Origin of the sequence: Burkholderia sp. AU38729, assembly GCF_020419725.1 — a bacterium.
Taxonomy (GTDB): domain Bacteria; phylum Pseudomonadota; class Gammaproteobacteria; order Burkholderiales; family Burkholderiaceae; genus Burkholderia.
Genome location: NZ_JAIZQO010000004.1, coordinates 56,156 through 82,142, shown reverse-complemented (window position 1 = coordinate 82,142; position 25,987 = coordinate 56,156). Strand labels below are relative to the sequence as shown.

The window sequence follows — 25,987 nt, the reverse complement described above, 5'->3', positions numbered from 1 at the left end:
GATCGCGCTACGCCGGCGCAATCACCCGTTCATCCGCGAAGAATTCAGCCTCGATCTCGCGAATCCGCCGGCAATCCTCCAGTAGCCGCTCGAACGTCGGGCTGTACAGGCCGACGGTGCCGAGCGCCGTCTGCAGATCGGTGGTCACGCGCAGCGTGTCGCCCACCTTCGCCCATTGCTTGAGCCCGACGAATGAGGGCAGCGCCTGGATCGCCTGCCACGTGAAGTCCTGCCGCAGCACGCCGTTGCGCGACGACAGCAGCAGCACGTGCCCGCAGTAACCGCGAAAATCCGTCGGCGCGGCGACGTCGCCGAACAGCCGCTCCGGATGCAGCACCGCTTCCACGGCGGCCGACACGTGATTCTCGCCGCTGACCGCGCTCGTCAGCCGCGGATCGAGGCTGCCGTGCAGCCGCGCGTTCAGCTCGACGATCGTCGGGCCGTCGGCCGTATCGAACAGTTCGAGATGGGTCGGCCCGAAACGCACGTCCAGCGCGTCGAGCACGGCGGCCGCGTAGTCGAGCAGCGGCGCGTAGCGCGGATCGGCGTGATTCAGCACCAGCATCTTGTCGAGCCGCGGTGCATGCGTGCGGTCGCGGTGCACTTCCCACAGGCTGACCACCCGGTGGCGGCCTTCGAACGACACCGAATCGACGATGTATTCCTGCCCCTCCGAATAGCTCTGGATCACGATGTCGTCGTTCGGCTGGTTGTACAGCGAACGGGTGGCCAGCACGTCGCGCGCGGCGGCCTCGACCTGGTCGAGCGTCCGGCAGATCTTCACGCCGGTCACGCCCGCGCTGCGCGCCGGCTTCACCACGAGCGGCAGCTTGCCGTATGCGCGTGCCCATTCGAGGGCGGCGTCGACCGACGTGCTGTGGAAATGGGCCGGGGCACGCAAGCCGGCCTGGCGAATCCGCTCGTTCATCGCGTACTTGTCGCGCCGCGCGGCCGACGTCGCGAGCGGATTGCGCGTCGGCACGTCGAGCCGCTCGGCGAGCGTGTCGGCCAGTTCGAGCGCCGCGTCGAGGCCGTGCAGCACCGCGCCGATCCGCAGGTCGCTCAACTGCGCGAGCGTCGCGTCGACGTCGCCGTGATGCTGGACCTGGCGGATATAGTCGGACGGGACGAACTGGTTCCGGTAGATCTCCGGCAGATCGGGGTCGCTGATCACGTGCGCGCAACGGATGCCGTAGGCGCGGAACGCGGGCGCCAGATAGGCGGCGGTCGACGCGCCGTCGACGATCAGGACGGTATCGATGAAGCGGTGCGGCATGGATTCCTCGCTGGGCTGTGGGATCGGTTGAAGGAGGGCCGACGGCACGGGCTCACGCCCGCGGTCCGCTATCGGGCGCATCGCCGGGCCAGCGCGCGGCCAGCACGATGCACAGGGCGACGAGCACGGCCGCGACCGCGAACCCGCGCGCCGCGCCGGCCACGATCGCCGCGCCCTGGCCCGCGACCAGTGCGCCGAGCGCCGCGACGCCGACGGCTGCGCCCACCTGGCGCGCGGTATTGAGGATCGCCGACGCGGTGGCCGAGCGGCCGGCCTCGACGCTGCCGAGCATCGTCGAGGTCAGCGCGGGAATCGCGATGCCGCCGCCGATCGCCATCGCCGCGAGCCCGGGCGCCAGCAGCGCATACGGCGTGTGCGCGCCGAGCGTCTGCCACAGCCACACGTAGCCCGCGAGCGACACGGCGAGGCCGACGATGACGGTCGCGCGGAAGCCATGGCGGACGGCGAGACGCGCGCTCGCGATGTTGGCGAGCATGATGATCGTGAGCGGTGCGAGCGCGAGCCCCGACCCGGTCGCGGTGAAGCCGCGCGCGTTCTGGAAATAAAGGCTCAGCGAGAAGATCAGCCCGTAGAACGCGGCATTCGTGATCGCGCCGATCGCGAGCACGCCCGGCACGCGCGCGATCCGGAAGAAGGCGAGCTGCAGCATCGGCGCGGCCACGCGCCGCTCGATCGCGACGAACAGCGCGCCGAGCACGACCGACGCGGCCAGCGCACCGGCCGCATACGGATCGCCCACCCCCTGCGCGCCGGCCCGGATGATCCCGCCCGTCAGCAGCGCGAGCACGAGCACCGCGACGATCTGGCCGGCCGGATCGAACAGCCGCGTGCGCGCGGCGGCCGAATCACGCACATGGCGCAGCGTGAGCCACAGGCCGCCTGCACAGATCGGCAGGTTGATGAAGAAGATCGCGCGCCAGCCGAGCGAATCGATCAGCAGGCCGCCGAGCGTCGGCCCGGCCGCGCTGATCGCGCCGCCCGTCGCGCTCCACCACGCGACGGCCCGCACACGGGCGGCGGCATCGTTGGCGCACGCGTGCGTGATGAGCGCGAGCGACGTCGGCAGGATCATCGCGGCGCCCACGCCCTGCGCGACGCGCGCGGCGATCAGCGCGGCCAGCGACGGCGCGAGCGCGCAGCCGAGCGATGCCAGCAGGAACAGCGCGAGGCCGTACGCGAACAGCCGGCGGCTGCCGAAGCGGTCGGCCAGCGTGCCGGACGTCAGCAGCAGCGCGGCGAACGACAGCGTGTACGCATCGACGATCCACTGCAGCCCGTGGACGCTCGATCCGAATGAATGGCCGAGGCTCGGAATCGCGACGTTGACGACGGTCACGTCGAGCTGGACGATCGCGAAGCCGAGGCTCGCGGCCGCGACGGTCGGGAAGATCGCGCGCAGCGACGTGCGATGCGGCGGCGCACCGGCGGCTAGCGTGGGCTCGAGTGCCGGCGCGCGATCGCTCATCGGGGCCTCCGCGCCGCGTGGCGGGTGGGGCGGCACGCAGCCAACGGCGCGTCGTTTCCGGGCGTACTGCGCAGCAGAGGGAATCGGTTCATCTAACGGGTTTCCGTGGGCGGAGGAAGGGCGCCGGCTGCCGATCGACGGCCGGCGCATCGTCGAATCCGACAGAAAACTAGCATCGACTCGTTAGCGAATACAAATAATAACCGGCGATTATTTAACAACCATTCGTGTTAAGCGACGGTACGAACGACGCGGCCCGCCGCTCGCCGCGTTGCTGAACTTATATCTAAAATTTTTGTTTGCAATCGAATTAATATCATTTCGAAATGCAATGACGGTCTCCTAGTCTTGTCGAGCGCCGGGCCCCGAGGACGGCCACGCGCGGCGGTAGTGCCCTACCGCTTATCGACCCCCGATCTTTATACGAGAGACCTATGACCTATCTCGCAGATGAACGCATCGTTTTGACGGCAGCGGAATCCGGTCACATCCGGACGACGCTCGGCGCACTGCCCTATGATCCGGCGGGCGGCGCGGGCTACATCAGCGCGGTGCGCAAGCTTGCCTACACCGCGTTTCCCGACCGGGTCGTCGACGCGTTCGATCGCGCGAAGGCGCCCACCGCCGATGCGCACGGCTCGATCGAGATCGACAACCTGCCGATCGACGACGACGTAAAGGGCAGCCCGAGGTTCGAGGAAACCGGCCGCTCGTTCAAGGCCGGCGTGTTGAGCGAGAACGTGCTGGTCGCGTTGAGCACGCTGGCCGGCGAGCCGTATTCGATTGCGCACGAAGGCCGCGAGCTCGTGAACAACCTCACGCCGCACAAGGCGACCGCGCGCGACTATACGGGCCTGGGCTCCGAGGTCGAGCTCGATTTCCATATCGAGAACGCCGCGCAGGCGCACATGCCGGAAGGCGATACGTCGCCGTTCGCGTTGCTGCTGCTCGGCGTGCGCAGCGAAGCCGGCGGCGGCCCGTACACGCGGCTCGCCGATGCGCGTCGTGCGCTGCAGCTGCTGTCGCCCGACGATATCGCGCAACTCTACGGCGAGCACTACATCATCCGCGTGCCGTACCGGTGGCGCGGGGCGGCGCCGACGCCGCGCGACAACACCGACCTGAGCGCGGTGCTGTCGGGGCCGCTCGAGGCGCCGCGCGTGACGGTCGCGTTCTATCCGGACATGGTGCTGGCGGTCAACACGCGCGCGCAGGAGGCGCTGGCCAACCTGTATCGCGCGGTGCGCGAGGTGTCGTTCGGCGTGCAGATTCAACCGGGCAAGCTGGTGCTGATCAACAATCATTTCACGCTGCATTCGCGCGACCGTTTCGATCCGCAATACGACGAGAACGACCGGGCATTCCGCTGGGTGCAGCGCGTGTTCGTCGCGCGCAGCCTGTGGAACTTCCGCGCGTTCACGCCGCTGCAGGCGCGCGTGTTCGATCCGAAGGCGCTGTATGCGGGCGAGTCGCAAGCGGCGCGCCCGCAGCCGGTCGCCCAGCCGGTGACGCAACGCGCGGCCGCGGCCGAACTCGAGGCGACGCCCGCCTGAGCGGGCCGCGAACGCCAGGCGGCGACGGACGGTGAACATCGTTCGGCCCCGCCCGCGTTCCGCGCACGCGTCATCAAAAAATAAAGGAATCCAGAATATATGAAGAGAACAGCATTTCCCGTTGCGCTCGTCGTTCGCGTGCTGGCCGCCGTCCTGATCGGCGGCTGCGCGGCCGCGCAGGCCGCGACATTCGACCTGAGCCCCGAGCAGCCCGGCCGCCAGCGCGGCACCGTGAACCCGGCGGTCGAGCAGGCGTTGCCCGCCGGCTTCCGCTTTGCCGAGGCGAACACACTGACGATCGGCATCGCGCCGAACCTGCCGCCGCTCAGCACCTATGCGACCGATGCGCGAACGGTGGTCGGCTTCGATCCCGATCTCGCGCAGCTCGTCGCGGACAGCATCGGCCGCAAGCTGAAGCTCGTGCCGCTGTCGTGGGCCGACTGGCCGCTCGCGCTGCAGTCCGGCAAGGTCGACGCGGTGATCTCCAACGTGACGGTGACCGAACAGCGCAAGGAGAAATTCGACTTCTCGACCTACCGGAAGGATCAACTCGGCTTCTACGTGAAGAACGGCAGCCGGATCGCCGCGATCCGCGAGCCGAAAGATGTTGCCGGGCTGCGCGTCGTGACCGATTCGGGCACGAACCAGGAAAAGATCCTGCTCGAGTGGAACCGGCAGAACGTCGCGCGCGGCCTCGCGCCGGTCGAGATCCAGTATTACGCGGACGCGGCCGAGCGCTGGGTCGCGCTGCAGTCGGGGCGCGTCGACACGATCTTCAGCGTGAATTCGATGCTCGCGTACCAGGCGTCGCTGCGCGGCGATGCGAAGCTGATCGGCACGGTGAGCGGCGGCTGGCCGCGCACCGCGGACATCGCGATCACGACGCGCAAGGGCAGCGGCCTCGCCGATCCGCTGACGGTCGCGATCAATGCGCTGATCGCGAACGGCAGCTACCGGAAGGTGCTCGGCCGCTGGAGCCTCGACGCCGAAGCGATCGAGCGGTCGCAGACCAATCCGCCGGGGCTGCCGCGTACCTGAACCGCCCGCGTGCCGATTGCCGCGACGCTCACGTGATCGGCCACTGCAGGATCACGATGCCGTCGTTGTAGTCGGCATCGGCGCCGTCCTCGGCGCCCAGCCAGCCGAGCCAGACGGAGTCGCCCGCGGACAGCGGCGCGAGGCGCGCATCGGTCGCGGATGGCCTGCCGTTGGCCGACGCGTCGATCCGGATCTTGCCGCCTTTCGAGTTCAGCGTGAACATCCTGACGCCGTCCTCGCTGTTGCCGATGAACGATGCGGCCGGTTCCGGCGCGTCGTCGACGAAGAGTTTCAGGTCCTGCCGGTCGGCGGCATTCGCGTAGAAGATCGCCTTGAACGCCGTATTCGGCGGCAGCGTGAAGTGGCCATTGCGATCCGACGACGGCTTGAAACCGGGCTGCTTCGTGTCCGGCCGGCTCCCCGCGATCTCGATCGACGTTTCCCAGCGGAAATAGCCCGATACGTTGCCGTCGCGGTCGTATATGCCGAAATCGGCCGTACACGTGGTGGCGCCCGCGGCCAGCACGTCGCTGCGCCAGTAGTGGTCCTTCATCGGATGGCACGGCGGATGCAGCAGGTCGTCGGCATCCGGCACGGGCGTGGCCGCGTCGCGCACTTCGGGTTCGATCGGCGCGACGATGCCCGCATTCTTCAACGTGAACCGGACGAACAGCACGCTTGCCTCGGCACGCAAGGCCAGCGCGGTTTCGCGCAGGCGCAGCTGGTCGCCCGGCGAGAGGCCGGTAAAGAGGCGGCTGTCGTTGTGGCCGAGATGCGCGGCGTCGCCGGGGCTCACCACATAGAGGTGCCGGCCGTCGATCACGGTCGGCGCGGCCGGGTCCCGGCTTGCCTCCGGGTAGGCCGACAGCAACGTGACGGCGTCGACGATCACCAGCACATCGCAACGAAGACCAGACATGAGCGCTTCCTCCGCAACAAGTGGATGACGCGGGCAGCCGCCGCGCGGCCGCCCGCCTGCCGCGATCAGTTATGGATCGAGATGAACGGATCCCAGGAGAAGCAGCCCTGGCTCTGGCAGTTGCGATCGATGATCTGGAACTGGAAGTGGTACGTCACGCGGCCGACTTTCAGGCATTCCGACGACCAGTAGTAGTTCGCGACCTTCTGGCAGGTCGGCACCTCGGGCTTGCTGGTGTTCGGCACCGGAATGGACGCTTCCGCGACGCGCGGCGTCGGCGTCGAGATCAGTTCGTTGCCGACGTTGCCGACGAACTTGTAGAACACGACCTGGTTCTCGAAGCCCAGCGACAGGCTCGTTTCACGCCAGCGGATCAGGTCGCCGACCTGCGCCTTCAGGTCGAGTTCGCCGCCCGCCTGCCCGGAGATGACGTTGTCCTGGTTGGTCACCATATAGACATAGCGCCAATCGATCAGCGTCGGTGCGGCCGGGTTCTTGCTGGGATTCGGATATTTTTTGAGAATGGTTTCGGTATCGAAAGAGACGAGCACATCAGTGACGCGTGACATAGAAGCTCCCGTTTGAATGAATGGGACTTATTGTTGCGCGAATTTCTTCGTGCGGCCGCCATCGCCTTGTCCTGCAAGGCTTCGTGCCGATCAAGGCACGTGCAGGCGAGATGGCGAATGCAGATTATCCCGTTCGGTTAATTCCGGAAGCTGTAAAGGTAAACAGGGTATTAATATTATTTCAGACGGTAATTTTAAAATCGGCTTCAATCGGCTCGATGCATTACATAAATATAACGACATTGAATCTGTTAATCGAATGGCCGATGATGTCCGGCAAAGGCGGGCGGGGAAGGATCGCTTACCGGTAGGTCCACAGCCGGTGCAGCGCGAACGTGGTCGGCGGAACCAGCAGCGCGATCGCGACGATGCTCATCGCGCGGGAAGCTTCGAGCGCTTCGGCCGCACGCGCGAGCAGCATCGTTTCGACGAAGCCGGCCAGCGTGACCGCGAGAAAGCGCACCGCGTTGCGCGTGCCCACCGTCGACGAGAAGCTCCACAGCGTATTCGCGAGATACGAGAAGGCCGTCGCGCAGAGGAAGGCGATCGCGTTCGCCGTCACCAGCGTCGCATCGAACCGCGCGAACAGCGCCGCGGCCACCAGCGTGTGGATCGCGGTCGAGCCGAGCCCGGACACGCCGAAGCGCACGAGCCGCGTGCGCTCGGCATGGAGCAGGGCGATCATGGCCGGCGGCGCGGGTCAGCGTGCGCCGATCCGCGTACGGGTCGGCTGCACGCGCCGGCGGGCGATCTGGCGGCGTGCATCGCGCGCGACCGGGAGTTCGATCACCTTGCCGTGCGCCTGGTAGCGGCGGCGGATCAGGTAGACGGGCCGTTGCTTCGACTCGTCGTAGATCCGCCCGACATATTCGCCGACGACACCGATTCCGATGAGCTCGATCCCGCCGATGAACAGCGTGACCGAGATCAGCGATGCGTAGCCGAGCACCGGATTGCCGAACAGCAGCGTGCGGAAGATGATGAACGCGCCGTACAGGAACGCGAGCGTGGCGATGCCGACGCCGATGTAGGTCCAGCTGCGCAGCGGTACGGTGCTGAAGCTGGTGATGCCTTCCAGCGCGAAATTCCACAGCTTCCAGCCGGAGAACTTCGAGTGCCCGGCGCTGCGCGCGTCGCGCTGGTATTCGACGATCACGGTGCGGTAGCCGACCCACGCGAACAGCCCCTTCATGAAGCGATGCCGCTCGGGCAGGTTGCGCAGCGCGTTCACGACCTTGCGGTCCATCAGCCGGAAATCGCCGACGTTCTCCGGCAGTTTCACGTCCGACAGCAGGTTGTGCACGCGATAGTAGATCGCGGCCGCCGTGCGTTTCGCGAACGAGTCGCACGCGCGGTTGCTGCGCTTCGCCGCGACGACTTCCGCGCCGTCGCGCCAGTGCTCGATCATCACGGGGATCAGGCTCGGCGGATCCTGCAGGTCGGCGTCGAGCGGGATCACCGCGTCGCCGAGCGCTTCGTCGAGGCCGGCCGTGAGCGCCGCTTCCTTGCCGAAGTTGCGGGTGAGATCGATCACGCGCACGCGCCGCTCGGCGCTGCTGATCCGGATCAGCCGGTCGAGCGTGTCGTCGCGGCTGCCGTCGTTCACGCAGACGATCTCGAACCGGATCGCGTCGATGGACGTCATCAGCGGCATCACGACGTCGAAGAAGTGCTCGACGGCCTCGCCTTCGTTATAGAACGGCACGACCAGCGAGATGAGCGGTGCATAGAGTGGTTCCCGCATGATGATTCCCCTTGTGATGTCGTTTCACCGATGCGCGCCGATGGTCGGTCGGCCGGTGCGGCGCATTCCGTACGCCGGGCGGTGGTGCGTTCGGGCCTGATGCGCGAACGCGGTTTCGGTCGCGTTGTCGCGGGTGTCCGGCATCGACGGCACGTCGTGTCGTTCCCGGGCGATCCGGCTGACGAGCAGCCCGAGCGACGCCAGCGTGACGAGCGGCATGAACTGGAACGACAGATGCGGCACGACCGCGAGGCCCGCGAGCGGCATCAGCCACAGCAGCAGCAGCCATTCGCGATCGAAGCGCCGCCAGCCATGCGTCCACGCATAGCGCGCGTACCACGCGATCACGATGCCGTACCAGGTCAGGTCGTAGTCGTACAGGTAGGGGCTGACGAGCAGGCCGGCGCAGGCGAGGGTCGCGGCGCGCAGCGCGTACGAACAGGCGCCGCGCCATGCATAGATGACGGCGATGGCCGCGGTCGCGACCGACAGCAGCTGAAGGCCGTTCGCGACGATGGCGGGCCAGCCTGCCAGCGTGGCGAGCGCGAACACCGACGGCATGCGCACGAGCGTGGCCTGGCCGGCGCCGACGATCGCGTAGACGTTGTCGATCACATGCGCGAACGTGAGCCACGGGCCGAACCCGAACGCGAGGGTCGAGAGCGCGACGCTGCACGCGAGCGTCGCGGCCCAAGCGGCCAGCGCGCGCCATTGACCCGCGCACAGCAGCGCGAGCGGGAACAGCACCGCGAGCTGCGGCTTCATCGTCAGCAAACCGAAGCAGATTCCGGCGTACACGGGGCGGCGGTTCAGCGCGAGCAGGCCGGCGCCGGCAAGCAACGCGGTGAAGAGGCTGGTCTGCCCGACGATCACCGTGAGGAACGCGCCGGGGAACGCGAGCGCGCACAGCCACGCGGCATCGCGCTGCACGGTCGCGCGGATCGTCGCCGCGAACAGCCCATACGTGAGCCCGAGCCACAGCACGAGCGCCAGCGTGTACGGCAGCCAGCCGAGCGGCAGCACGAGCAGCAGCATGGACGGCGGATAGAGCCACGGCATTGTGCCGTCCGCGAGATTCATCGCCGGAATCGCGAGCTTCTGGACTGCGAACAGCGCGGGAAAATGCCATGCGTCCGCCGCATGCCCGTGCGCCGCGAGCCACGCCGCGCTCCAGATCGGCGAGAAATCCGGCGACAGCGGTTCCGGTGCGCCGGGGTGCGACAGAAACACGCGGAATGAGTAGATGCCGATGAACAGCAGTTCCGCCATCAGCACGGCGGCCGCATAAAGGCGCACGCGTTCGCGATTGAGCCAGTGCGGATAGCGGCGCGGGCCCGCGATCGGGAGTTCCGGATGCACATCGGCGGCGGCATGCGCGTGGCGGGCGAACGAAGGCGCTTTCATCGCGTATTCCGTGACGCGAGGGCCGCGCGACGCACGACGACGAACAGCACCGCGAGCAACACGACCGGCCCGATCTGAGGCAGCTTCGTCAACCGGTTGAACATCTCGAAGACCGGCAGCAGCCATGCGAGCACGAGGATGCCCTGGTCGCCGGGCAGCCAGCCTTCGTCGAGGCCGTGCGCGATCAGGCAGAAGATCGCGATGCCGAGCCACGTCAGTTCGTAATGCCACAGATAGGGCGTCGTCAGCAGCGTGGCGACTGCCAGCGCCGCGCCACGCAGGCGCATGTCGGGCGTACGGCGCCATACGTCGACAGCCGCGGCGATGGCGAGCAGTGCGACGGCCGCTTGCGCGGCCAGCGCGGCGGCTACTGGCGCACCGGCGAGCCGCAACGCGGCGAACGGCGTCGGCGACGCGTACCAGTACGACGCGAGCATGAAATGCATGTCGCGTACCGTCGACATGGCCTGGCTCAAACCGTGCAGCGCGCCGGGGCCGGTCAGTGCAATCCCGGCCGCCGCGAACAGCGTCGCGCTCAGCGCGGCCGCCGCGAACGTGCGCCATGCCCGCGCCGCGATCAGCACGAACGGGAACACGACGGCGAGTTGCGGCTTGATCGCAAGCAACCCGATCACCACGCCGGCCAGGACCGGGCGCTTGCCCAGCAGATGCAGCGCGAGCGCGGCGAGGCCGGCGGTCAGGACGCTGTTCTGGCCGAACAGCGCGGACAGGCACACCCCCGAGTACGCGACCACGACGAGCGTGGCGGCGCGCGGGTGGGGAAGATGCGCGCGCAATCCCGACAACCGCGAGACGGCGAACGCGTAGCATAAAAGACTGCCCGCCAAAAAGAGGAAATACGCGGGCAGGAAAGGCACAAGGGCAAGCGGCGCGATGAACAGCAGCATCGTCGGCGGATAGAGCCAGGGAAGCGGCTGGTGCTGCAGAGACGCACCGAAGTGCGCGAACTCGGCCTGCTTGAATGACGAAATGTCGTAGGCCGATGCGGCGTGGCCTTGCAACACGAGATGCGATGCGGTCCAGAAGACGGAGAAGTCGGTGCCGGGGCGGACCGTGGTGGTCGACGTGAAGCCGTCGGTCACGATTCCCCATACGATCAGCAATGCGATGAAGAGCATCAGCATGATGCAGCTGTACGGAACGATCCGATCGGCTGTCAGCCATTGGACGCGGCGTATTGCACGCCCGCGGATTTCACGGTTGGCTGTGTACATGATTCCCCGTCTGTAGTGAAGGCTGCGTGGTCTTTCACAGCCGTTTTCATGTTGGCGTGCCCGCGGATCGAATCGCGCTGAAATCGCGTTGTCCGGTGAATTCATTGTTGAAGAAAAAATCGCGCGATGCAAACCGCACACGGGCGGCGGGTATTTAAATTGTTCAGCGATGCGCGTGAAAGCCGCGTTTTCACGTATGAGAATACGGCGCGACCGGATTTCATGTATCTGGCTTGAAACGTTCCGCATTTTTTACCGGGCTTGCGCGCCGCCGATATCGCGGCGCCCGGGCGGCCTGACGTGTTCGGGAAAGTCCCGAGGAAAAAATTTGGCCCCTTGCTGCAGGGCGGCTGCGGCCGTTCAGGCGTGCAATGCTGGCGCCAGCGGGATAGATCAATTTTGAAACATTTCGCGCATCGGGCCTCGGGCCGGGGAGCAACGGCATCGCTGGAACGCTTGATACGCCTGGATTTCGTTCGGGGTGGCCTGCTCTTTGCGTAAGCGTTGGCACGGCAGTCGACGAGGTGACGACCGGGCGGTTCCAGCAAAGTCGGACGGAACCCGCTTCGGAATCACCTGCGGAAAGAAAGGCCGGAGCGCGACGATGAACACGCGGCTCCAGGTCGATCAACCGGGCAAGACTTCGTCGAATGACCCAAGAGACCCGGTATCGTCAGGGCAATAAGAAATCGGCATGGCAGCATATGGGGAATAAAAATGAAAGGCCACGGCATATTGCGGATCGCATACCGCATTAAAGACACATTGCGGATTTCTCGGGAGTTTGTCTCCCGTTCAACTGGATTCCATGCGTCGAACGGCCGTCGTGCCGTTCCGGTCGATCCGATCGTCCGGTTCGTCCGGCCGGTCGCACCGTACACGCCTCTCTCGCTCACTGCCTCACTGATACCCGTTCGCACGGGCAGGGGTGTCGATCCCCGCTCCCGCAGCTGAGCGACGCATTCCGATTTTTCGAGTAGTGCCGGTGGTGCCCGCGCCCGACGTCCTGACGGACGAAGGGTATTTCATAGCAGTCCGAAAGGAGAATGCTCATGCAAAGAATCATCGAGAAGATCGCCTGGCTCGTCGAGGATCAGGGCGGCGTGACGGCCATTGAATACGGCCTGATCGCCGCGCTGATCGCAATCGGCATCGTCGCCGCGTTGACGACGGTCGGTACGGATCTGAAGACCGTATTCAGCACGGTCGCCGACGATCTGGATTCGATCGTTGCTGCGATTTGATGGACGGTGCGGCGAACGGCTCGTCCGATTCGTTCGTTGGCGCCACACGGCATTAACACCATGCCTCGACGTATCGATGCCGGATCAATCGATCCTGCCGGCACGCGAGGGATCTGAAAGTGACTACGCAAGGAGATCATCATGTCCAAGTTCATTCAACAAGCCAGCCGTTTCATCCGCGACGAAGACGGTGTGACGGCCATCGAATACGGCCTGATCGCCGCACTGATCGCCATCGGCATCATCGCCGCGCTGACGACGGTCGGCAAGGACCTCAAGACCGTGTTCACCACGATCGCGGACGACCTCGATTCGGCGGTCGCAGCCATCTGATGGATCGTGACGCGGACGGCTCGGCCGGTGCAGCGCTCGAGCCGTCCCCGGTCATCTGATCGACCCGGAACCGGAGACCATCATGCAAGCCACGATGCGCGTCGTACGTCGCTGGATCAGCGACGAGCAGGGGGTGACGTCGACCGAATATGCATTGCTCGGCGCGATGTTCGCCGTTGCGGTGCTGGGCAGCGTCGTCACGCTGAAAGGCTCGCTTGCCGATACGTACGAGGTGATCGCGACGGCCGTGACGGCTGCCGTGGCCACCGCGCTGGCAATGGTTTCCTGATCCGCCGATTCCACTGATTCCACGGATTCCACCGATTCGACTGCGAGGTTCGCCATGCTCCCTGTTGCGCCGCCTTACCCGGTTCCGTTGTGCGTGACGCTGCTCGCGGTCGCCGCGGCCAGCACGGACATCGCGACCCGTCGCATTCCGAACCGTCTCGTCCTGCTCGGCCTGGCCGGCGCGCTGGTTGCCCAGTGCCTGCTGCACGGTGTCGTGGCCGGTGCACTCGGCTGGCTCGCCGGCGCCGCGACCGGCTTCGGCATGCTGCTGCCGTTCTACCTGTTGCGCGGCATGGCGGCCGGCGACGTGAAGCTGATGCTCGCGATCGGCGCCTGGGTCGGCGCGGAAATGACGTTTTACATCGTGCTGGCCACCTTCCTGGCTGGCGGGGTCGGCGCCATCGCCTTCGCGCTGCTGCGCGGGCGGATGCGCCAGATGTGGGCGAACGTGCGCGCGTTGCTCGCGCGGCGCTCGCCGGGCGCGAGCGCCGAGGCCGCCGGCGGCCCCGTCGACATCGCATCGGTCGGCACGCTGCCGTACGGCGTGGCGATCGCGGCCGGCACGCTGGGCATGCTGTTCGCGTCGTGCGCATAGCGCGACGCATCCGCAACGAGGACGCAACGATCATGAACACGAATCACACCGAACCGAGACGCGACGCACAGGTGGCACGCCTGCCCGATCCGTTGCCGTCGCGGGAAGTGCATACGAAGCTGGGGGCGCAGTTGCCGGTGGCGCCGCGCTCGCTCGAGGAAACCGGGTTGAGCATGACGTTCGTTGCCGGCCTCGTGCTGAAGTCGACGCTGATGCTCGGCCGCCCGTCTTACGGCGACCTGGTCGAACGGCACTGCCTGTCGCTCGCGGTGCTCGACGACGTCTTCGCATTCCTGGTGCGCGAGCATCTCGTCGAACTCACGCACCGAGGTGCGACCGATCTCGACGTCACGTTCCGCCTGACCGACGCGGGCCGCGTGCTCGCGCTGGAAGAACGGGCCCGCAGCGGCTACAGCGGGCCCGCACCGGTGACGCTCGATGCCTATATCGCGTGCCTGGACGCGCATTCGGTACGCAAGCTGCGCATCAGCCAGGACGAAGTGTGGGCGGCGTTCGAAGGCATCGTGATCGACACGGCGCTGCTCGATGCGGCGGCGGCCGCGCTGAACGCGGGCCGTCCGCTGCTGATCCACGGCCCGGCCGGCAGCGGCAAGACCTTCCTCGCCGAGCGGCTCGGCTCGCTGATGCGCGGCCGCGTGCCGGTGCCGCACGCGATCTGGGCGGCCGGCGAAGTGATCCAGATCTACGACCCGCTCGTGCACGTCGACGCGGACACGCCGTCCGGCGGCCTGTCGGTCGATCGCCGCTGGCGCCTGTGCCACCGGCCGGTCGTGATGTCGGGCGGCGAACTGACGCTCGATGAGCTCGACCTGCGCCGCGACGAGGCCGCCGGCTTCTACCAGGCGCCGCCGCACATGAAGGCGAACCTGGGCATGTACGTCGTCGACGATCTCGGCCGCCAGCGCGTCGAGCCGCGCGACCTGCTCAATCGCTGGCTGCGCCCGCTCGATCGCGGCGTCGATTTGCTGACGCTCGAATCCGGCAACCGCTTCGTGATGCCGTTCGACGTCTGGCCGGTGTTCTCGAGCAACCTGTCGCCGGAGCAGCTGGGCGACGACGCGTTCCTGCGCCGCCTCGGTTCGAAGCTGCACGTCGGCGCGATGTCGATCGACGACTACCGCGCGGTGTACAACGCGGCCTGCGCATCGCTCGGGCTCGTCTCGGCGAGCGATGCATTCGACTACCTGCTGCATCGGCTGCACCTGCCGACCGGCAAGGCGTTTCTCGCCTGTTACCCGGCGGACCTGTTGCGTCTCGTGGCCGCCGGCGCGCGTTACCGCGGCGATCCGCCCGAGGTGACGCACGACGCGCTGTACGACGCATGGGCGAGCTATTTCGGCACGGTGCCCGAACGGGACGGCAGCCATCCGCCGCCCGTCGAGCGCGGCGGGCGCACCTACGTCACCGGTTGAGCCGTTTCTTTCACGATTCGTCGAGGAGCATTGCCATGAAAAACAGTCGAGCGGTCATGATGCTGGTCGTCGCGATGGTCGCGGGTCTTGCCGCGGTCGTGTTCGCGTCCCACTGGCTGGTGCAGACGTCCACGAGCTCGGTCACGCCGGTCGCGGTGGCCACCACCGACCTGAACCTGGGCGAGCCGCTCGGGCCGAACCAGATCCACATGGTCAGCTGGCCGTCGGGCAGCGTGCCCACCGGCGCGTTCACCGATACGAAGGGGCTCGAAGGGCGCGTCGTGCGCACCAGCCTCGCACGCGGCGAGCCGGTGATCGAGTCGAAGCTCGCGCCGGTCGGCACGAAGGGCGGGCTGTCCGCGGTCATCGCCGACGGCAGCCGCGCGATCACGGTGCGCGTGAACGACGTGGTCGGCGTCGCGGGCTTCGCGCTGCCGGGCAACTACGTCGACGTGATCGTCAACACGCAGGAACAACAGGGCAAGACCGACGGGCAGAGCATCTCGAAGATCGTGCTCGAGCACATCCTCGTGCTCGCCGTCGCACAGCAGGTCAGCCGCGACGACACGGCGCCGAAAGTCGTCAACGCGGTGACGCTGGAAGTCACGCCCGACCAGGCCGAGCGGCTCGACCTCGCGCGCAGCGTCGGCACGCTGTCGCTCGTGCTGCGCAACCAGGTCGACCAGAAGACGCTGAACACCGACGGGGCGACCAAGCTGACGCTGCTCGGCAAGGAACCCGCACCCGAAGCGCCGCCGGCACCGGCCCGCGTGAAGACGGTGCGCGTGCACGTCGCATCGCACGCGGGGCCGGAAGTGCGGCGCGACTGCGTCGGCGTGCTGACGGGCGTGAAGGGCAGCGTCGAGTGTTTCTGAATCGGTTCTTTGAAGTCACATAAACGGCCGCCGGCAACGCGCGGCGGCCCTGGAAGTCGATAACCGGCGCGACGCCGGTCTCTCGGGGGATCAGACGAAATGAAGATCAAACCGCAACGCACAGGTACCGGCCCGCTGCAGACACGCGTCGCACGGGGCACGATGATGGCCGCGATCCTCTGTTCAGGATGGCTGACCGTTTATGGCGCACTCGCGCAGGAAGGCGTCGAGTCGGCCGCGCTGACCAAGGGCGGCGCCAGCGCGCCGGCCGCGGTCGGCAAGGGGCCGATGCAGATGACGATCAGCATGGCGCCGGTGGCGGCCGCCGCGCCCGCGGCGGCGGCGGGGCCGCTGCGCGGACCGAACTGCGTCGGCGCGGTGCGCGAATCGACCAGCGTCAGCGTGCCGCTCGGCAAGTCGCTGCTGGTGCCGATGCCGGAGCCGGTCCGTAATCGGACGATCGGCAATCCGGCCGTCGCGCAGGCCACGATGGTGTCGCCGCAGACGCTGTACATCCTCGGGCTCGCGGTCGGCACGACCAACATGATCGTGCAGGGCAAGAGCGGGGCATGCCGCGTGATCGACGTCGCGGTCGGCGCGGATGCCGGCGGCCTGCAGGCGTCGCTGATGCAGCTGATGCCGAGCGAGCGCGACATCCATGTGTCGACCGCCGCCGGCACGATCGTGCTGGCCGGCACCGTGTCGAGCTCGATGGCCGCGCAGCAGGCCATGCAGATCGCCCGGGCGTACGGCGACAGCGCGGGCGATCCGGCGAGCGGCGGCAAGGCGGGCGGGGTGCTCAACATGCTGAACGTCACGTCGCCGCAGCAGGTGATGCTCGAGGTGAAGGTGGCCGAGGTGTCGAAGACGCTGATCAACCAGATGGGCAGCGCGCTCAACATCCAGGGCGGCTTCGGTTCGTGGAGCGGCGCGCTGGTCAGCAACCTGCTCGCGGGCGTCGCGACCGGCATCGCCTTCAGCAAGGCGAACAACAGGCCGTTCAACCTCGCGGCCGATGCGCAGAACACCGACAACCTGGTCAAGATCCTCGCGGAGCCGAATCTCGTGACGATCAGCGGCCAGGAAGCGACGTTCCTCGCCGGCGGCAAGATCTTCATCCCGATCCCGCAGAGCGGCAGCAACGGCGTCTCGTCGATCACGCTGCAGGAAGAGGAATTCGGCGTCGCGCTGAAGTTCACGCCGACCGTGCTGGGCAATGGCCGGATCAGCCTGAAGGTTGCGCCGGAAGTGTCGGAGCTGTCGCAGACGGGCGTCACGCTGAGCGCGTCCAACATCGGCGGCACGTCGATCCTGCCGCTGATCACGACGCGGCGTGCATCGACGACGGTGCAGATGGGCGACGGCGAAACGTTCGCGATCGGCGGGCTGATCAAGGACAACGGGACCGGCGCGTTGAAGGCGCTCCCGGGTGTCGGCGAAATTCCCGTGCTCGGCGCGCTGCTCCGCAGTACCTCGTTCCAGCAGGACCGCACCGAGTTGATCTTCGTGATCACGCCGCACCTGGTGAAGCCGCTGCAGACCGCCGACGTGCCGCTGCCGACCGACAGCTTCACGAAGCCGAACGAAATCGACGTGTATGCGACGGGCAACATGGAAGGCCGCGGTGGCCTCCGCAAGCACGGTGCTCAACCGGCGAACGGCGCGGCGGCCTCACCGCAGACCCCGGCCCAGGCACCGGCCCCCGCACCGGCACCGGCACCGGCACCGCAATCGGAAGCGCCCGCCGGCCCGGCCGCCGCGCTGCCCGCACCGCGCGTGCCGCAGGGGACGGACGCGCAGCCGCCGGCGCCGGCCGAGCCGCAGAAGACGCCTGCACCGGTTGCCGCCGCCGTCCCGCAGCACGAACCCGACAACGCGGCCCGCATCGCGCGTATCGAAGCCGCCGCCGCCCGTCTTGCGGCAGCCGGTTCCGACACGCCGGCCCAGCCCACGGGGCAGCCGAAGCGCCGGACACCGGCGGCGGTTCATGCGCAGCAGGTCGTGCGCGTGAGCGCGGCACCCGAATCCACCGATCGTTGAAGCCATCCAAGGGGACGCTCATGAAATCCGCCTACCTCGTCATCATGCGCCGCGTGGCGCTCGCCGCACCGCTCGCGTTCGCGCTTGCCGGCTGCATGTCCTCGACCCCGGTGTGGGACACCCGTTTCGGCGATTCGGTCCGCGCCGTGACCCAGGCCCAGATCATCGACCCGCATGCCGCCGAACACGCGGCCTCGGTGTCGGCGCCGGGGGTCGACGGCGCTGCCGCCGCGGCCGCGCTCGACAACTACGACAAGTCGTTCAAGCAAACCGTGCCGCCCGCCAATGCGTTCGTGATCGGCATCGGCAAGTCCACCCAGTAACGACGGCACGCTCAGGGAGAACGCCATGAACAGCGCAGCTCGCCATCCGAAAGTCATGCGTCGCAGCCTGCATCGCCAGCGCGGTGCCGTCGCGATCATCGTCGGTCTCGCACTGGCGGTGATGATCGGGTTCGTCGGCCTCGCGCTGGATCTCGGCAAGCTGTACGTCACGCGCAGCGAACTGCAGAACAGCGCCGATGCCTGCGCGCTGTCGGCTGCGCGTGACCTGACTTCGGCCATCAGCCTGTCGGTGGCCGAGGCGGACGGCATCGCCGCCGGCCACCTGAACTTCGTGTTCTTCCAGAACAAGTCGGTGCAGATGTCGACGAACGCGAACGTCACGTTCAGCGACTCGCTGTCCAACGCGTTCCTCACGAAGAACTCGGTCACGACGCCGGCGAACATCAAGTACGTGCAGTGCACCGCCACGTTGAGCAACATCGCGCACTGGTTCATCGAGATACTGAACGTGCTGCCAGGCACGAAGCTCGCGAACGCGGCGGAAGTGTCGGCCAGCGCGATCGCCACCGTCGGCGGCGGGCAGACGACCTGCGCGATTCCGGTGTTCGTGTGCCGCGGCCCGTCCGATCCGGCCTACAAGGTCGGCGACTGGATCTCGTCGCTGTCCGGTTCGTCGACGACCTACGGGCCGGGCAACTTCGGCTGGGCGGCGCTCGACGGCTCGACGAATGAACCGACCATCGCCAGCGAGCTGTCGAGCAACACCTGCAACATCACGAGCCCGCCGGACCTCGGTTCAACGGGCCTGAAGTCGGCATCGTTGCGTGCCTGGAACACGCGCTTCGGCATCTATACGAATGGCGCGAACGGTTCGAGCGGCCAGCCCGACTTCACCGGCTACGCGTATGTCGGCCCGAACTACGGGCCGCCCGGAACGGCAGGCATCAAGGGCGACGCGTACACGCAGTTCGTCGCCGACCGCGCAGCCTTCAAGTCCTACCAGGGCGACGGCGCGCCGCCTTCGGGCAGCGGGATCGCCACCAGCGGGACGGCGACGGCCAGCAACTACCAGACCTTCGGCGGCGACCGCCGCGTCGCGCTCGCACCGGAGGGCGACTGTTCGACGCTGAAGGGGAGCAGCGGCAAGGTGCACGTCACGCAATGGGATTGCGTGCTGATGCTCGACCCGGTGCCGTTCAGTCCAGGAAAAGGCGGAATCGTCGCGCACCTCGAATACCTCGGCTCGTCGGTCTCCGGCAACAGTCCGTGCGCGACGCACGGCTTGCCGGGCAGCGGCAGCGCGTCTGGGACCCAGGTCCCGATGCTCGTTCAATAGCGGAGAGCGGATCATGAAAAAGCCCCCGTTTCGCCGTTCGCGCACCCGCGGCGCCGTCGCCGTCGAGTTCGCGCTCGTGCTGATGCCGATGATCATGCTCGCGACCGGCGTGGCCGAGTTCGGCCGCGCGATCTACCAGTTCGAGACGCTGACCAAGGCGACGCGCGACGCGGCGCGCTACCTGTCGGTCTGGTTGCCGACCGACAGCGCGTATCCGGCCTCGCAGGCGCAGTGCCTCGTCGTCTACGGCAGCACGACGTGCGGGGCTTCCGGCACCGAGCTGGTGCCGGGGCTCAAGACGTCGATGGTGACGATCTGCGACGCGCAGCGCACGACCGGCTGCAGCGACACGTCCGACCCGTCGCAGTTCGCGAACCTGCCGACCTACGACTCGAACAACAATGCGTCGGGCGGCACCGCGACGGGCGCGATCAACGTCGTCGAAGTGAAGATCACGGGCTACAAGTACCAGCCGATCCCCGCGTTCCCGGGGCTGCCGTCGATCACCTTCAACAACATCGTCACCGTGATGAGGCAAGTGTCATGAACGCGCGCCATGCCCCCCCGTCACGCCGGCGTGCCCAGCGCGGCTCGGCGATCGTCGAGTTCGCGCTGATCGCGTGGATCCTGATCATGCTGCTGATCGGCATCTTCGAGTTCGGCCGCGTGCTGTTCTACTGGGGCACGGCGAGCGAAGCCGTGCGCCTGGGCGCGCGCACGGCGGTGGTGTGCGACGTGAATGCGGCCGGCGTCGTGAAGCGGGTGAGATCGCTGCTGCCGCTGCTGCAGGCCGCGAACGTGTCGGTGAACTACTCGCCCGCGAGCTGTGACGTGAATTCGTGCGCGTTCGTGACGGTCAGCGTCACGAACGTCACCGTCAAGACGATGATCCCGTTCGTGAACATCACGGTGACGATGCCGCCGTTCACGACGACACTGCCGCGCGAAAGCCTGACTTCCGCGACCGGCGGCGCCAACTGCAATTGATCGAACAGGCGAGGCACACGACATGATCAACATCCTCGTAGCTTCCGACGACACCGCGCGACTCACGCAGATCGCGCGCCTCGTGGCCGACTGCGGACACTATCGCGCGACACGCGCGACCGGCCGCCCGTCGCAGATCGAACATCGCACCGACGGGCTCGACGCGTTCGACATCCTGCTGGTCGACGGCACGTCGCTCGACCCGTCCGAGCTGTCGGCGATCGAACGGATCTGCCGCGCGCACGCGAGCCTGACCTGCATTCTCGTGACGGCGGACACCTCGCCGCACGTGCTGCTCGACGCGATGCGTGCGGGCGCCCGCGACGTGCTGCAGTGGCCGCTCGACCCGCAGGCGCTCGGCCACGCGCTCGAACGGGCCGCCGCGCAAAGCACGCGGCGCGACACCGACGACACGCGGATCGTGTCGTTCATGTCGTGCAAGGGCGGGGCCGGCACGAGCTTCGCGGCCAGCAACCTCGCGTTCGAGATCGCGGAAGGCTTCAAGCGCCGCGTGCTGCTGATCGACCTGAACCAGCAGTTCGCCGACGCGGCGTTCCTCGTCAGCGACGAAACCCCGCCGTCGACGCTGCCGCAGCTGTGCGCGCAGATCGAACGGCTCGACAGCGCGTTCCTCGACGCGAGCGTCGCGCACGTGACGGAAAACTTCCACGTGCTCGCGGGCGCCGGCGACCCGGTCAAGGCCGCCGAGATGCGCGAGGACGCGCTCGAATGGATCCTGGGCGTCGCCGCGCCGCGTTACGACTACGTGATCTTCGACGTCGGCGTCTGCATCAATCCGCTGTCGATGGTCGCGCTGGATCGCAGCGACCAGATCGCGCTCGTGCTGCAGCCCGCGATGCCGCACGTGCGGGCCGGGCGCCGGCTGCTGGAGATCCTCGTGTCGCTCGGCTACTCGGCCGACCAGATGCGGCTGATCGTGAACCGCGCGACGCGCGCGAGCGACCGCACCCGCACGGCGCTCGAGGAAGTGCTCGGCCTGCACGCGGCCTGCACGATTCCCGACGATGCCGACACCGTGCTCGAAGCGATCAACCAGGGCCATCCGGTGTCGCGGGTCGCGCGCGGCACGGGGGTCGTCCGTGCGTTGCAAGGGTATGCGAAGCAACTCGTCGAAGGGGAGGTGCGGGCGGGGCACGGCGCGACGCACAGCGAACCGCTGATGTCCCGGCTGTTCGGCCGCAAGGCCACGCCGAAGCTCAAGTCCATGTAAATCTTTCGGGGAACCATCATGTCATTGCGCGAACAGATGTCCTTGCAACGGGCCCAGCCGCTGGCGACGGGCAGCGAACCGGCCGGCCCGGCCCATTCGTCGGTGCGCGACGCATACCAGAAGCTGCGCCGCGAAATTCACCTGGCCGTGCTCGAACGTGTCGAGCTCGAGCGCCTGTCGCGGATGCCGCAGGAATCGGTCCGCATGGAGATCGGCCTGCTGATCACGCGCATCCTCGACGAGGAGCGGCTGCCGGCGAACGACATCGAGCGGCGGCAGCTCGCGATCGACGTGTACGACGAGATGTTCGGTTTCGGCCCGCTCGAAGCGCTGCTGCGCGACCCGAGCATTTCCGACATCCTCGTGAACACGTACCGGCAGGTCTATGTCGAGCGCTTCGGCCAGCTCGAACTGACCGACGTGACGTTCTACGACGACGCGCACCTGATGAAGGTGATCGAGAAGATCGTGTCGCGCGTCGGGCGCCGCATCGACGAATCGAGCCCGATGGTCGACGCGCGGCTGCCCGACGGCTCGCGCGTGAACGCGATCATCCCGCCGTCCGCGATCGACGGGCCGCTGATGTCGATCCGGCGTTTCGCGGTCAATCCGCTGAAGATGGACGACCTCGTGCGCTACCACAGCCTGACGCCGCCGATGGCCGAGCTGCTCGACGCGCTGTCGCGCGCGAAGGTGAACGTGCTGGTGTCGGGCGGCACCGGCAGCGGCAAGACGACGCTGCTCAACATCCTGTCCGGCTTCATTCCGCGCAACGAGCGGATCGTGACGATCGAGGATGCCGCCGAACTGCAACTGCAGCAGCCGCACGTGCTGCGGCTCGAAACCCGCCCGCCGAATATCGAAGGCAAGGGCGAGATCACGCAGCGCACGCTGGTGCGCAACGCGCTGCGGATGCGCCCGGACCGGATCATCCTCGGCGAAGTGCGCGGCGCCGAAGCGCTCGACATGCTCAACGCGATGAACACGGGCCACGAAGGCTCGCTCGCGACGATCCACGCGAACACCCCGCGCGACGCGCTGACGCGGCTCGAGAACATGGTCAGCGTCTCCGGCCTGACGCTGCCGCCGAAGACGATGCGCCAGCAGATCACATCGGCGATCTCGGTGGTCGTGCAGGCCGCGCGGCTGACCGACGGCAGGCGCAAGATCGTCAGCATCCAGGAGCTCACCGGGATGGAGGGCGACATCATCAACATGCAGGAGATCTTCACGTTCAAGCGCACGGGCGTGGACCGCGACGGTTCGGTACGCGGCCACTTCTGCGCGACGGGCGTGCGGCCGAAGTTCGTCGAGCGGCTGCAGGCGTTCGGCATCAACCTGCCGGATTCGCTGTACGACCCGTCTCAGCGGTACGAGACGAACTGACGACAGGGCGCCGTTCGCTGCCGGGGAGGCTTCATGAACACGATCTTTTACGGTTTTGTGATTCTCACCTTCGTCGCGGTGGTCCTCGCGATCGAAGGCGGTTATCAATGGTGGAACGCGCGGCATGGCGCGGCCGCGCGCCGGATCGAATCGCGCATCCGGGCGATGTCGGCCGGCGGCAACGTGCAGCAGGAACGGCTGTCGATCCTGAAGAAGCGGATGCTCGACGAATCGAAGCCGTTCGACCGGCTGCTGCTGCGCATGCCGCGCGTGCATCGGCTCGATCTCGTGATCCAGCAGTCGGGCCTCGACTGGACGCTGCCGAAGCTGATCATGCTCAGCACGGTGTTCGCGGCGTTCGCGTGGCTGGCGCTGAGCTTCGCGACGTTGCCGCAGCTCGCCGCGCTGCCGGTCGCGCTGTTCGCCGGATGCCTGCCGATGATGTACGTGATGCGCTGCCGCGGGAAGCGGATGCGCAAGCTCGAGCGGCAGTTGCCGGACATCTGCGACATGATCGCGCGCGCGCTGCGGTCCGGCCACTCGTTCACGAGCACGCTCGGGATGGTCGGCGACGAGTTTCCCGAGCCGATGGGCGGCGAGTTCCGCGTCACGTTCGACGAGGTCAACTACGGCGTGTCGCTGCACGACGCACTGCTGAACCTCGTCACGCGCGTGCCGGTGCAGGACCTGCGCTACTTCGTGATCGCGGTGCTGATCCAGCGCGAGACGGGCGGCAACCTGGCCGAGCTGCTCGACAGCATCGCCGCGCTGATCCGCGAGCGCTTCAAGCTGTTCGACAAGGTGCGCGTGCTGTCGGCGGAAGGGCGGCTGTCGGCGTGGATTCTCGGGCTGCTGCCGTTCGGCACCGCCGCGGTGATGGCGCTGCTGAACCGCGAATTCCTGTCCGTGCTCTGGGAGGACCCGGCGGGGATCCGGATGGTCGGCACGATGCTGGTGTCGATGCTGTTCGGGCTGATCTGGATCCGCCGTATCGTCCGCATTCGCGTCTGACGCGCGAGCCGTATAACGAACCGTTGCGAGGCTGTCATGCAAAACCTGAGCGTAGTCCAGGCCGTGATGCTGGGCGGCTTGTTCCTCTTCGTGGCCGGCGGCGCGCTCGTCGCGATGCTGCTGTTCGCACCGCGCAGCATCCAGCGCCGGGTCCAGCAGGCCGGCGGGGCCGGGGCGGGCGCGGCTGGCGTGGCCGGCGCGGCGGGCGCGGGCGACGGCGACGACCTGGCGTCGCGCTGGGTCGCGAAGCTGGTCGAGCTGTCCACGCCGATCTCGAAGCTGTCGGTGCCGAAGGACGGCTGGGAGAATTCGCCGCTGCGCATCCGGCTCATGAATGCCGGCTGGCGCAACCAGAGCGCGGCCGCGCTGTATTTCACCGCGAAGACGGCGCTCGCGCTCGGGCTGCCGTGCGCGGCGCTGCTGGTGCTGATCCCGACGTCGCTCGGCGACGAACGCGTGATCCTGTCGGCGATCCTCGTCGCGCTCGCCGGGATCGGCTACTACATTCCGAACATCGTGATGTCGCAGCGGGTCAAGGTGCGCCAGCGCAAGATCTTCGAGGATTTCCCGGACGCGCTCGACCTGCTGACGGTGTGCGTCGAAGCGGGGCTCGGGCTCGATGCGGCGCTGATGAAGGTGAGCGAGGAACTGCGGTTCAGCAGCGAGGTGGTCGCGAGCGAACTCGACCTGCTGCTGCTCGAGATGCGCTCCGGCTTCACGAAGGAGACGGCGCTGCGCAATCTCGCGCTGCGTACCGGCGTGGAGGACATCGAGTCGTTCTGCGCGATGCTGATCCAGGCCGACCGCTTCGGCACGAGCATCAGCGAATCGCTGCGCGTGCTGTCCGACCTGCTGCGCACGCGGCGGCGGATGCGCGCGGAAGAGCGGGCCGCGAAGATCGCGCTGAAGCTGCTGTTTCCGCTGATCTTCTGCATTTTCCCCGCACTGATGATGGTGCTGCTCGGGCCGGCGATGATCCACGTCTATCGCGTGCTGCTGCCGACGTTCGTGGGCATCGGGCAGTGAGTGACGCAGCGGCGTTGCGCCGGTTGCGTCGATCAAGGTGTTGCGTGCCGGATGACCACCCCCGCCGGCCGGCACGGTAGAAGGCTTCATGGAGGCTCCCTCCCCAGGCGGCGCCGCGAGACAGGTTGACCATAGCGGCGTCAAGGCATCCTGGATCCATGGTCGGCCATGGAACGAGCCGTAGTCCACCGCCTCAGCGGCTGCCCCCTACTGCTAACCTGAATGCCGGCGAAGTTTGCCGGCATCGCGTTGTGCGTTCGAATGAAACGGCACGGCGATGCTGCGCCTGATATTGAAAGACGGCAATGATCCGCGGGATTGTTGACTCCGTCGTTCATTGCAATGGCTTCTCGTTCGTTCTTTTGCGCACCGCTGCGCGCCATCCGAAAATCTCCTTGAAATACCCGGCCCGAATTTCTACATTATTGGAAATCATGTCTGCATCGCGGTACTGACGACGCAAACGTTGCACGTGCCGGCAATACCGAACAACAACACTTGAAAATCAAGAGACGGCCCGACAATACGGAAAACAGGCCAGTCACGCACGATCAAGGCCGGGGGAAACATGAACGAGCAAGCAATGGCAAGCAGGCGGCCTGACGCTTCATCCAGCAGACATCCACGGGCCCGCGGCGCCCGCGCGAATCCGCCGCGCACGTTCCCCGGTCCGCTTCCCCCCGATTCCTGACCA

Annotated in this window: 25 protein-coding genes; 17 read left to right on the top strand and 8 right to left on the bottom strand. The window is 67.2% G+C overall.

Annotation, left to right across the window (positions count from 1 at the left end; all coding sequences use genetic code 11):
- Window positions 1-7: 7 nt before the first annotated feature.
- Together LGM56_RS12700 and LGM56_RS12695 are read right to left on the bottom strand one after the other, a co-directional pair.
- Window positions 8-1,276, bottom strand: coding sequence for an ATP-grasp domain-containing protein (locus LGM56_RS12700; protein WP_226204835.1), 1,269 nt, complete (start codon window positions 1,274-1,276; stop codon window positions 8-10).
- A 52-nt stretch (window positions 1,277-1,328) separates the two neighbouring features.
- The gene (locus tag LGM56_RS12695; protein ID WP_226204833.1) at window positions 1,329-2,762 is read right to left on the bottom strand and encodes an MFS transporter; all 1,434 of its coding nucleotides are present in this window, start codon (window positions 2,760-2,762) and stop codon (window positions 1,329-1,331) included.
- A 434-nt stretch (window positions 2,763-3,196) separates the two neighbouring features.
- On the opposite strand from LGM56_RS12695, the gene LGM56_RS12690 reads away from it, so the two are divergent.
- A complete protein-coding gene (locus LGM56_RS12690; RefSeq protein ID WP_226204831.1) occupies window positions 3,197-4,315 on the top strand; it encodes a TauD/TfdA family dioxygenase in 1,119 nt (372 codons plus the stop codon).
- 99 nt (window positions 4,316-4,414) lie between these two features.
- Complete coding sequence (locus LGM56_RS12685; protein ID WP_226204828.1) at window positions 4,415-5,353, top strand: ABC transporter substrate-binding protein; 939 nt, start codon at window positions 4,415-4,417, stop codon at window positions 5,351-5,353.
- A gap of 28 nt (window positions 5,354-5,381) precedes the next feature.
- Here the strand turns inward: LGM56_RS12685 and LGM56_RS12680 are convergent, their stop codons facing one another.
- The 6 genes from LGM56_RS12680 to LGM56_RS12655 form a co-directional block, all read right to left on the bottom strand.
- Window positions 5,382-6,272 (bottom strand): AidA/PixA family protein, encoded by an 891-nt coding sequence (locus LGM56_RS12680; protein ID WP_226204827.1) that lies wholly within the window; start codon window positions 6,270-6,272, stop codon window positions 5,382-5,384.
- Between the two features lie 65 nt (window positions 6,273-6,337).
- Window positions 6,338-6,841: an inclusion body family protein gene (locus tag LGM56_RS12675; RefSeq protein WP_011349899.1), complete on the bottom strand. Its 504-nt coding sequence runs from the start codon at window positions 6,839-6,841 to the stop codon at window positions 6,338-6,340.
- Between the two features lie 301 nt (window positions 6,842-7,142).
- Window positions 7,143-7,526, bottom strand: coding sequence for a GtrA family protein (locus LGM56_RS12670; protein WP_089429734.1), 384 nt, complete (start codon window positions 7,524-7,526; stop codon window positions 7,143-7,145).
- Window positions 7,527-7,541: 15 nt separating this feature from the next.
- Window positions 7,542-8,585 carry a glycosyltransferase family 2 protein gene (locus tag LGM56_RS12665; protein WP_226204825.1) on the bottom strand — a complete coding sequence of 348 codons (1,044 nt, stop codon included), beginning with the start codon at window positions 8,583-8,585 and terminating at the stop codon, window positions 7,542-7,544.
- A 24-nt stretch (window positions 8,586-8,609) separates the two neighbouring features.
- Window positions 8,610-9,989 (bottom strand): glycosyltransferase family 87 protein, encoded by a 1,380-nt coding sequence (locus tag LGM56_RS12660; protein WP_226204823.1) that lies wholly within the window; start codon window positions 9,987-9,989, stop codon window positions 8,610-8,612.
- Window positions 9,986-11,224 (bottom strand): glycosyltransferase family 87 protein, encoded by a 1,239-nt coding sequence (locus tag LGM56_RS12655; RefSeq protein ID WP_226205288.1) that lies wholly within the window; start codon window positions 11,222-11,224, stop codon window positions 9,986-9,988. The genes LGM56_RS12660 and LGM56_RS12655 overlap by 4 nt, the downstream gene beginning before the upstream one ends.
- Before the next feature lie 1,052 nt (window positions 11,225-12,276).
- Between LGM56_RS12655 and LGM56_RS12650 the strand changes: the two genes are divergently transcribed.
- The 15 genes from LGM56_RS12650 to LGM56_RS12580 all read left to right on the top strand — a co-directional run bounded on the left by LGM56_RS12650 (window position 12,277) and on the right by LGM56_RS12580 (window position 25,293).
- Window positions 12,277-12,468: a Flp family type IVb pilin gene (locus LGM56_RS12650; RefSeq protein ID WP_226204822.1), complete on the top strand. Its 192-nt coding sequence runs from the start codon at window positions 12,277-12,279 to the stop codon at window positions 12,466-12,468.
- A 141-nt stretch (window positions 12,469-12,609) separates the two neighbouring features.
- Window positions 12,610-12,801, top strand: a complete 192-nt coding sequence (locus LGM56_RS12645) for a Flp family type IVb pilin (protein ID WP_089476198.1) — start codon at window positions 12,610-12,612, stop codon at window positions 12,799-12,801.
- Window positions 12,802-12,883: 82 nt separating this feature from the next.
- Window positions 12,884-13,090, top strand: coding sequence for a Flp family type IVb pilin (locus LGM56_RS12640; RefSeq protein WP_089429729.1), 207 nt, complete (start codon window positions 12,884-12,886; stop codon window positions 13,088-13,090).
- Window positions 13,091-13,144: 54 nt separating this feature from the next.
- Complete coding sequence (locus tag LGM56_RS12635) at window positions 13,145-13,684, top strand: prepilin peptidase (protein WP_089498741.1); 540 nt, start codon at window positions 13,145-13,147, stop codon at window positions 13,682-13,684.
- Between the two features lie 32 nt (window positions 13,685-13,716).
- Window positions 13,717-15,117, top strand: coding sequence for an ATP-binding protein (locus tag LGM56_RS12630; protein WP_226204821.1), 1,401 nt, complete (start codon window positions 13,717-13,719; stop codon window positions 15,115-15,117).
- Between the two features lie 35 nt (window positions 15,118-15,152).
- Window positions 15,153-15,992 carry a Flp pilus assembly protein CpaB gene (cpaB, locus tag LGM56_RS12625; RefSeq protein WP_089498739.1) on the top strand — a complete coding sequence of 280 codons (840 nt, stop codon included), beginning with the start codon at window positions 15,153-15,155 and terminating at the stop codon, window positions 15,990-15,992.
- Window positions 15,993-16,091: 99 nt separating this feature from the next.
- Window positions 16,092-18,032 (top strand): type II and III secretion system protein family protein, encoded by a 1,941-nt coding sequence (locus LGM56_RS12620; protein ID WP_226204820.1) that lies wholly within the window; start codon window positions 16,092-16,094, stop codon window positions 18,030-18,032.
- A gap of 20 nt (window positions 18,033-18,052) precedes the next feature.
- Window positions 18,053-18,355: a hypothetical protein gene (locus LGM56_RS12615; RefSeq protein WP_226204819.1), complete on the top strand. Its 303-nt coding sequence runs from the start codon at window positions 18,053-18,055 to the stop codon at window positions 18,353-18,355.
- Window positions 18,356-18,380: 25 nt separating this feature from the next.
- Complete coding sequence (locus LGM56_RS12610; protein ID WP_089498736.1) at window positions 18,381-19,652, top strand: pilus assembly protein TadG-related protein; 1,272 nt, start codon at window positions 18,381-18,383, stop codon at window positions 19,650-19,652.
- Window positions 19,653-19,665: 13 nt separating this feature from the next.
- On the top strand, window positions 19,666-20,199 hold the full coding sequence (locus LGM56_RS12605; RefSeq protein WP_089498735.1) for a TadE/TadG family type IV pilus assembly protein: 534 nt from the start codon (window positions 19,666-19,668) through the stop codon (window positions 20,197-20,199).
- Entirely contained in the window at window positions 20,196-20,639 is a 444-nt protein-coding gene (locus LGM56_RS12600; protein WP_089498734.1) for a TadE/TadG family type IV pilus assembly protein, read from the top strand. Before LGM56_RS12605 ends, LGM56_RS12600 begins: the two co-directional genes overlap by 4 nt.
- 22 nt (window positions 20,640-20,661) lie before the next feature.
- Complete coding sequence (locus LGM56_RS12595; RefSeq protein ID WP_226204818.1) at window positions 20,662-21,870, top strand: AAA family ATPase; 1,209 nt, start codon at window positions 20,662-20,664, stop codon at window positions 21,868-21,870.
- Between the two features lie 18 nt (window positions 21,871-21,888).
- Window positions 21,889-23,256 (top strand): CpaF family protein, encoded by a 1,368-nt coding sequence (locus LGM56_RS12590; protein ID WP_089498732.1) that lies wholly within the window; start codon window positions 21,889-21,891, stop codon window positions 23,254-23,256.
- 33 nt (window positions 23,257-23,289) lie between these two features.
- On the top strand, window positions 23,290-24,267 hold the full coding sequence (locus LGM56_RS12585) for a type II secretion system F family protein (RefSeq protein WP_089498731.1): 978 nt from the start codon (window positions 23,290-23,292) through the stop codon (window positions 24,265-24,267).
- A gap of 36 nt (window positions 24,268-24,303) precedes the next feature.
- Entirely contained in the window at window positions 24,304-25,293 is a 990-nt protein-coding gene (locus tag LGM56_RS12580; protein WP_226204817.1) for a type II secretion system F family protein, read from the top strand.
- Window positions 25,294-25,987: the final 694 nt, after the last annotated feature.

Excerpts from the sequence above, each read along its gene's own strand:
- LGM56_RS12700 (WP_226204835.1), bottom strand. The coding sequence starts at position 1,276 with ATGCCGCACCGCTTCATCGATACCGTCCTGATCGTCGACGGCGCGTCG.
- LGM56_RS12695 (WP_226204833.1), bottom strand. The coding sequence starts at position 2,762 with ATGAGCGATCGCGCGCCGGCACTCGAGCCCACGCTAGCCGCCGGTGCG.
- LGM56_RS12690 (WP_226204831.1), top strand. The coding sequence starts at position 3,197 with ATGACCTATCTCGCAGATGAACGCATCGTTTTGACGGCAGCGGAATCC.
- LGM56_RS12685 (WP_226204828.1), top strand. The coding sequence starts at position 4,415 with ATGAAGAGAACAGCATTTCCCGTTGCGCTCGTCGTTCGCGTGCTGGCC.
- LGM56_RS12680 (WP_226204827.1), bottom strand. The coding sequence starts at position 6,272 with ATGTCTGGTCTTCGTTGCGATGTGCTGGTGATCGTCGACGCCGTCACG.
- LGM56_RS12675 (WP_011349899.1), bottom strand. The coding sequence starts at position 6,841 with ATGTCACGCGTCACTGATGTGCTCGTCTCTTTCGATACCGAAACCATT.
- LGM56_RS12670 (WP_089429734.1), bottom strand. The coding sequence starts at position 7,526 with ATGATCGCCCTGCTCCATGCCGAGCGCACGCGGCTCGTGCGCTTCGGC.
- LGM56_RS12665 (WP_226204825.1), bottom strand. The coding sequence starts at position 8,585 with ATGCGGGAACCACTCTATGCACCGCTCATCTCGCTGGTCGTGCCGTTC.
- LGM56_RS12660 (WP_226204823.1), bottom strand. The coding sequence starts at position 9,989 with ATGAAAGCGCCTTCGTTCGCCCGCCACGCGCATGCCGCCGCCGATGTG.
- LGM56_RS12655 (WP_226205288.1), bottom strand. The coding sequence starts at position 11,224 with ATGTACACAGCCAACCGTGAAATCCGCGGGCGTGCAATACGCCGCGTC.
- LGM56_RS12650 (WP_226204822.1), top strand. The coding sequence starts at position 12,277 with ATGCAAAGAATCATCGAGAAGATCGCCTGGCTCGTCGAGGATCAGGGC.
- LGM56_RS12645 (WP_089476198.1), top strand. The coding sequence starts at position 12,610 with ATGTCCAAGTTCATTCAACAAGCCAGCCGTTTCATCCGCGACGAAGAC.
- LGM56_RS12640 (WP_089429729.1), top strand. The coding sequence starts at position 12,884 with ATGCAAGCCACGATGCGCGTCGTACGTCGCTGGATCAGCGACGAGCAG.
- LGM56_RS12635 (WP_089498741.1), top strand. The coding sequence starts at position 13,145 with ATGCTCCCTGTTGCGCCGCCTTACCCGGTTCCGTTGTGCGTGACGCTG.
- LGM56_RS12630 (WP_226204821.1), top strand. The coding sequence starts at position 13,717 with ATGAACACGAATCACACCGAACCGAGACGCGACGCACAGGTGGCACGC.
- cpaB (WP_089498739.1), top strand. The coding sequence starts at position 15,153 with ATGAAAAACAGTCGAGCGGTCATGATGCTGGTCGTCGCGATGGTCGCG.
- LGM56_RS12620 (WP_226204820.1), top strand. The coding sequence starts at position 16,092 with ATGAAGATCAAACCGCAACGCACAGGTACCGGCCCGCTGCAGACACGC.
- LGM56_RS12615 (WP_226204819.1), top strand. The coding sequence starts at position 18,053 with ATGAAATCCGCCTACCTCGTCATCATGCGCCGCGTGGCGCTCGCCGCA.
- LGM56_RS12610 (WP_089498736.1), top strand. The coding sequence starts at position 18,381 with ATGAACAGCGCAGCTCGCCATCCGAAAGTCATGCGTCGCAGCCTGCAT.
- LGM56_RS12605 (WP_089498735.1), top strand. The coding sequence starts at position 19,666 with ATGAAAAAGCCCCCGTTTCGCCGTTCGCGCACCCGCGGCGCCGTCGCC.
- LGM56_RS12600 (WP_089498734.1), top strand. The coding sequence starts at position 20,196 with ATGAACGCGCGCCATGCCCCCCCGTCACGCCGGCGTGCCCAGCGCGGC.
- LGM56_RS12595 (WP_226204818.1), top strand. The coding sequence starts at position 20,662 with ATGATCAACATCCTCGTAGCTTCCGACGACACCGCGCGACTCACGCAG.
- LGM56_RS12590 (WP_089498732.1), top strand. The coding sequence starts at position 21,889 with ATGTCATTGCGCGAACAGATGTCCTTGCAACGGGCCCAGCCGCTGGCG.
- LGM56_RS12585 (WP_089498731.1), top strand. The coding sequence starts at position 23,290 with ATGAACACGATCTTTTACGGTTTTGTGATTCTCACCTTCGTCGCGGTG.
- LGM56_RS12580 (WP_226204817.1), top strand. The coding sequence starts at position 24,304 with ATGCAAAACCTGAGCGTAGTCCAGGCCGTGATGCTGGGCGGCTTGTTC.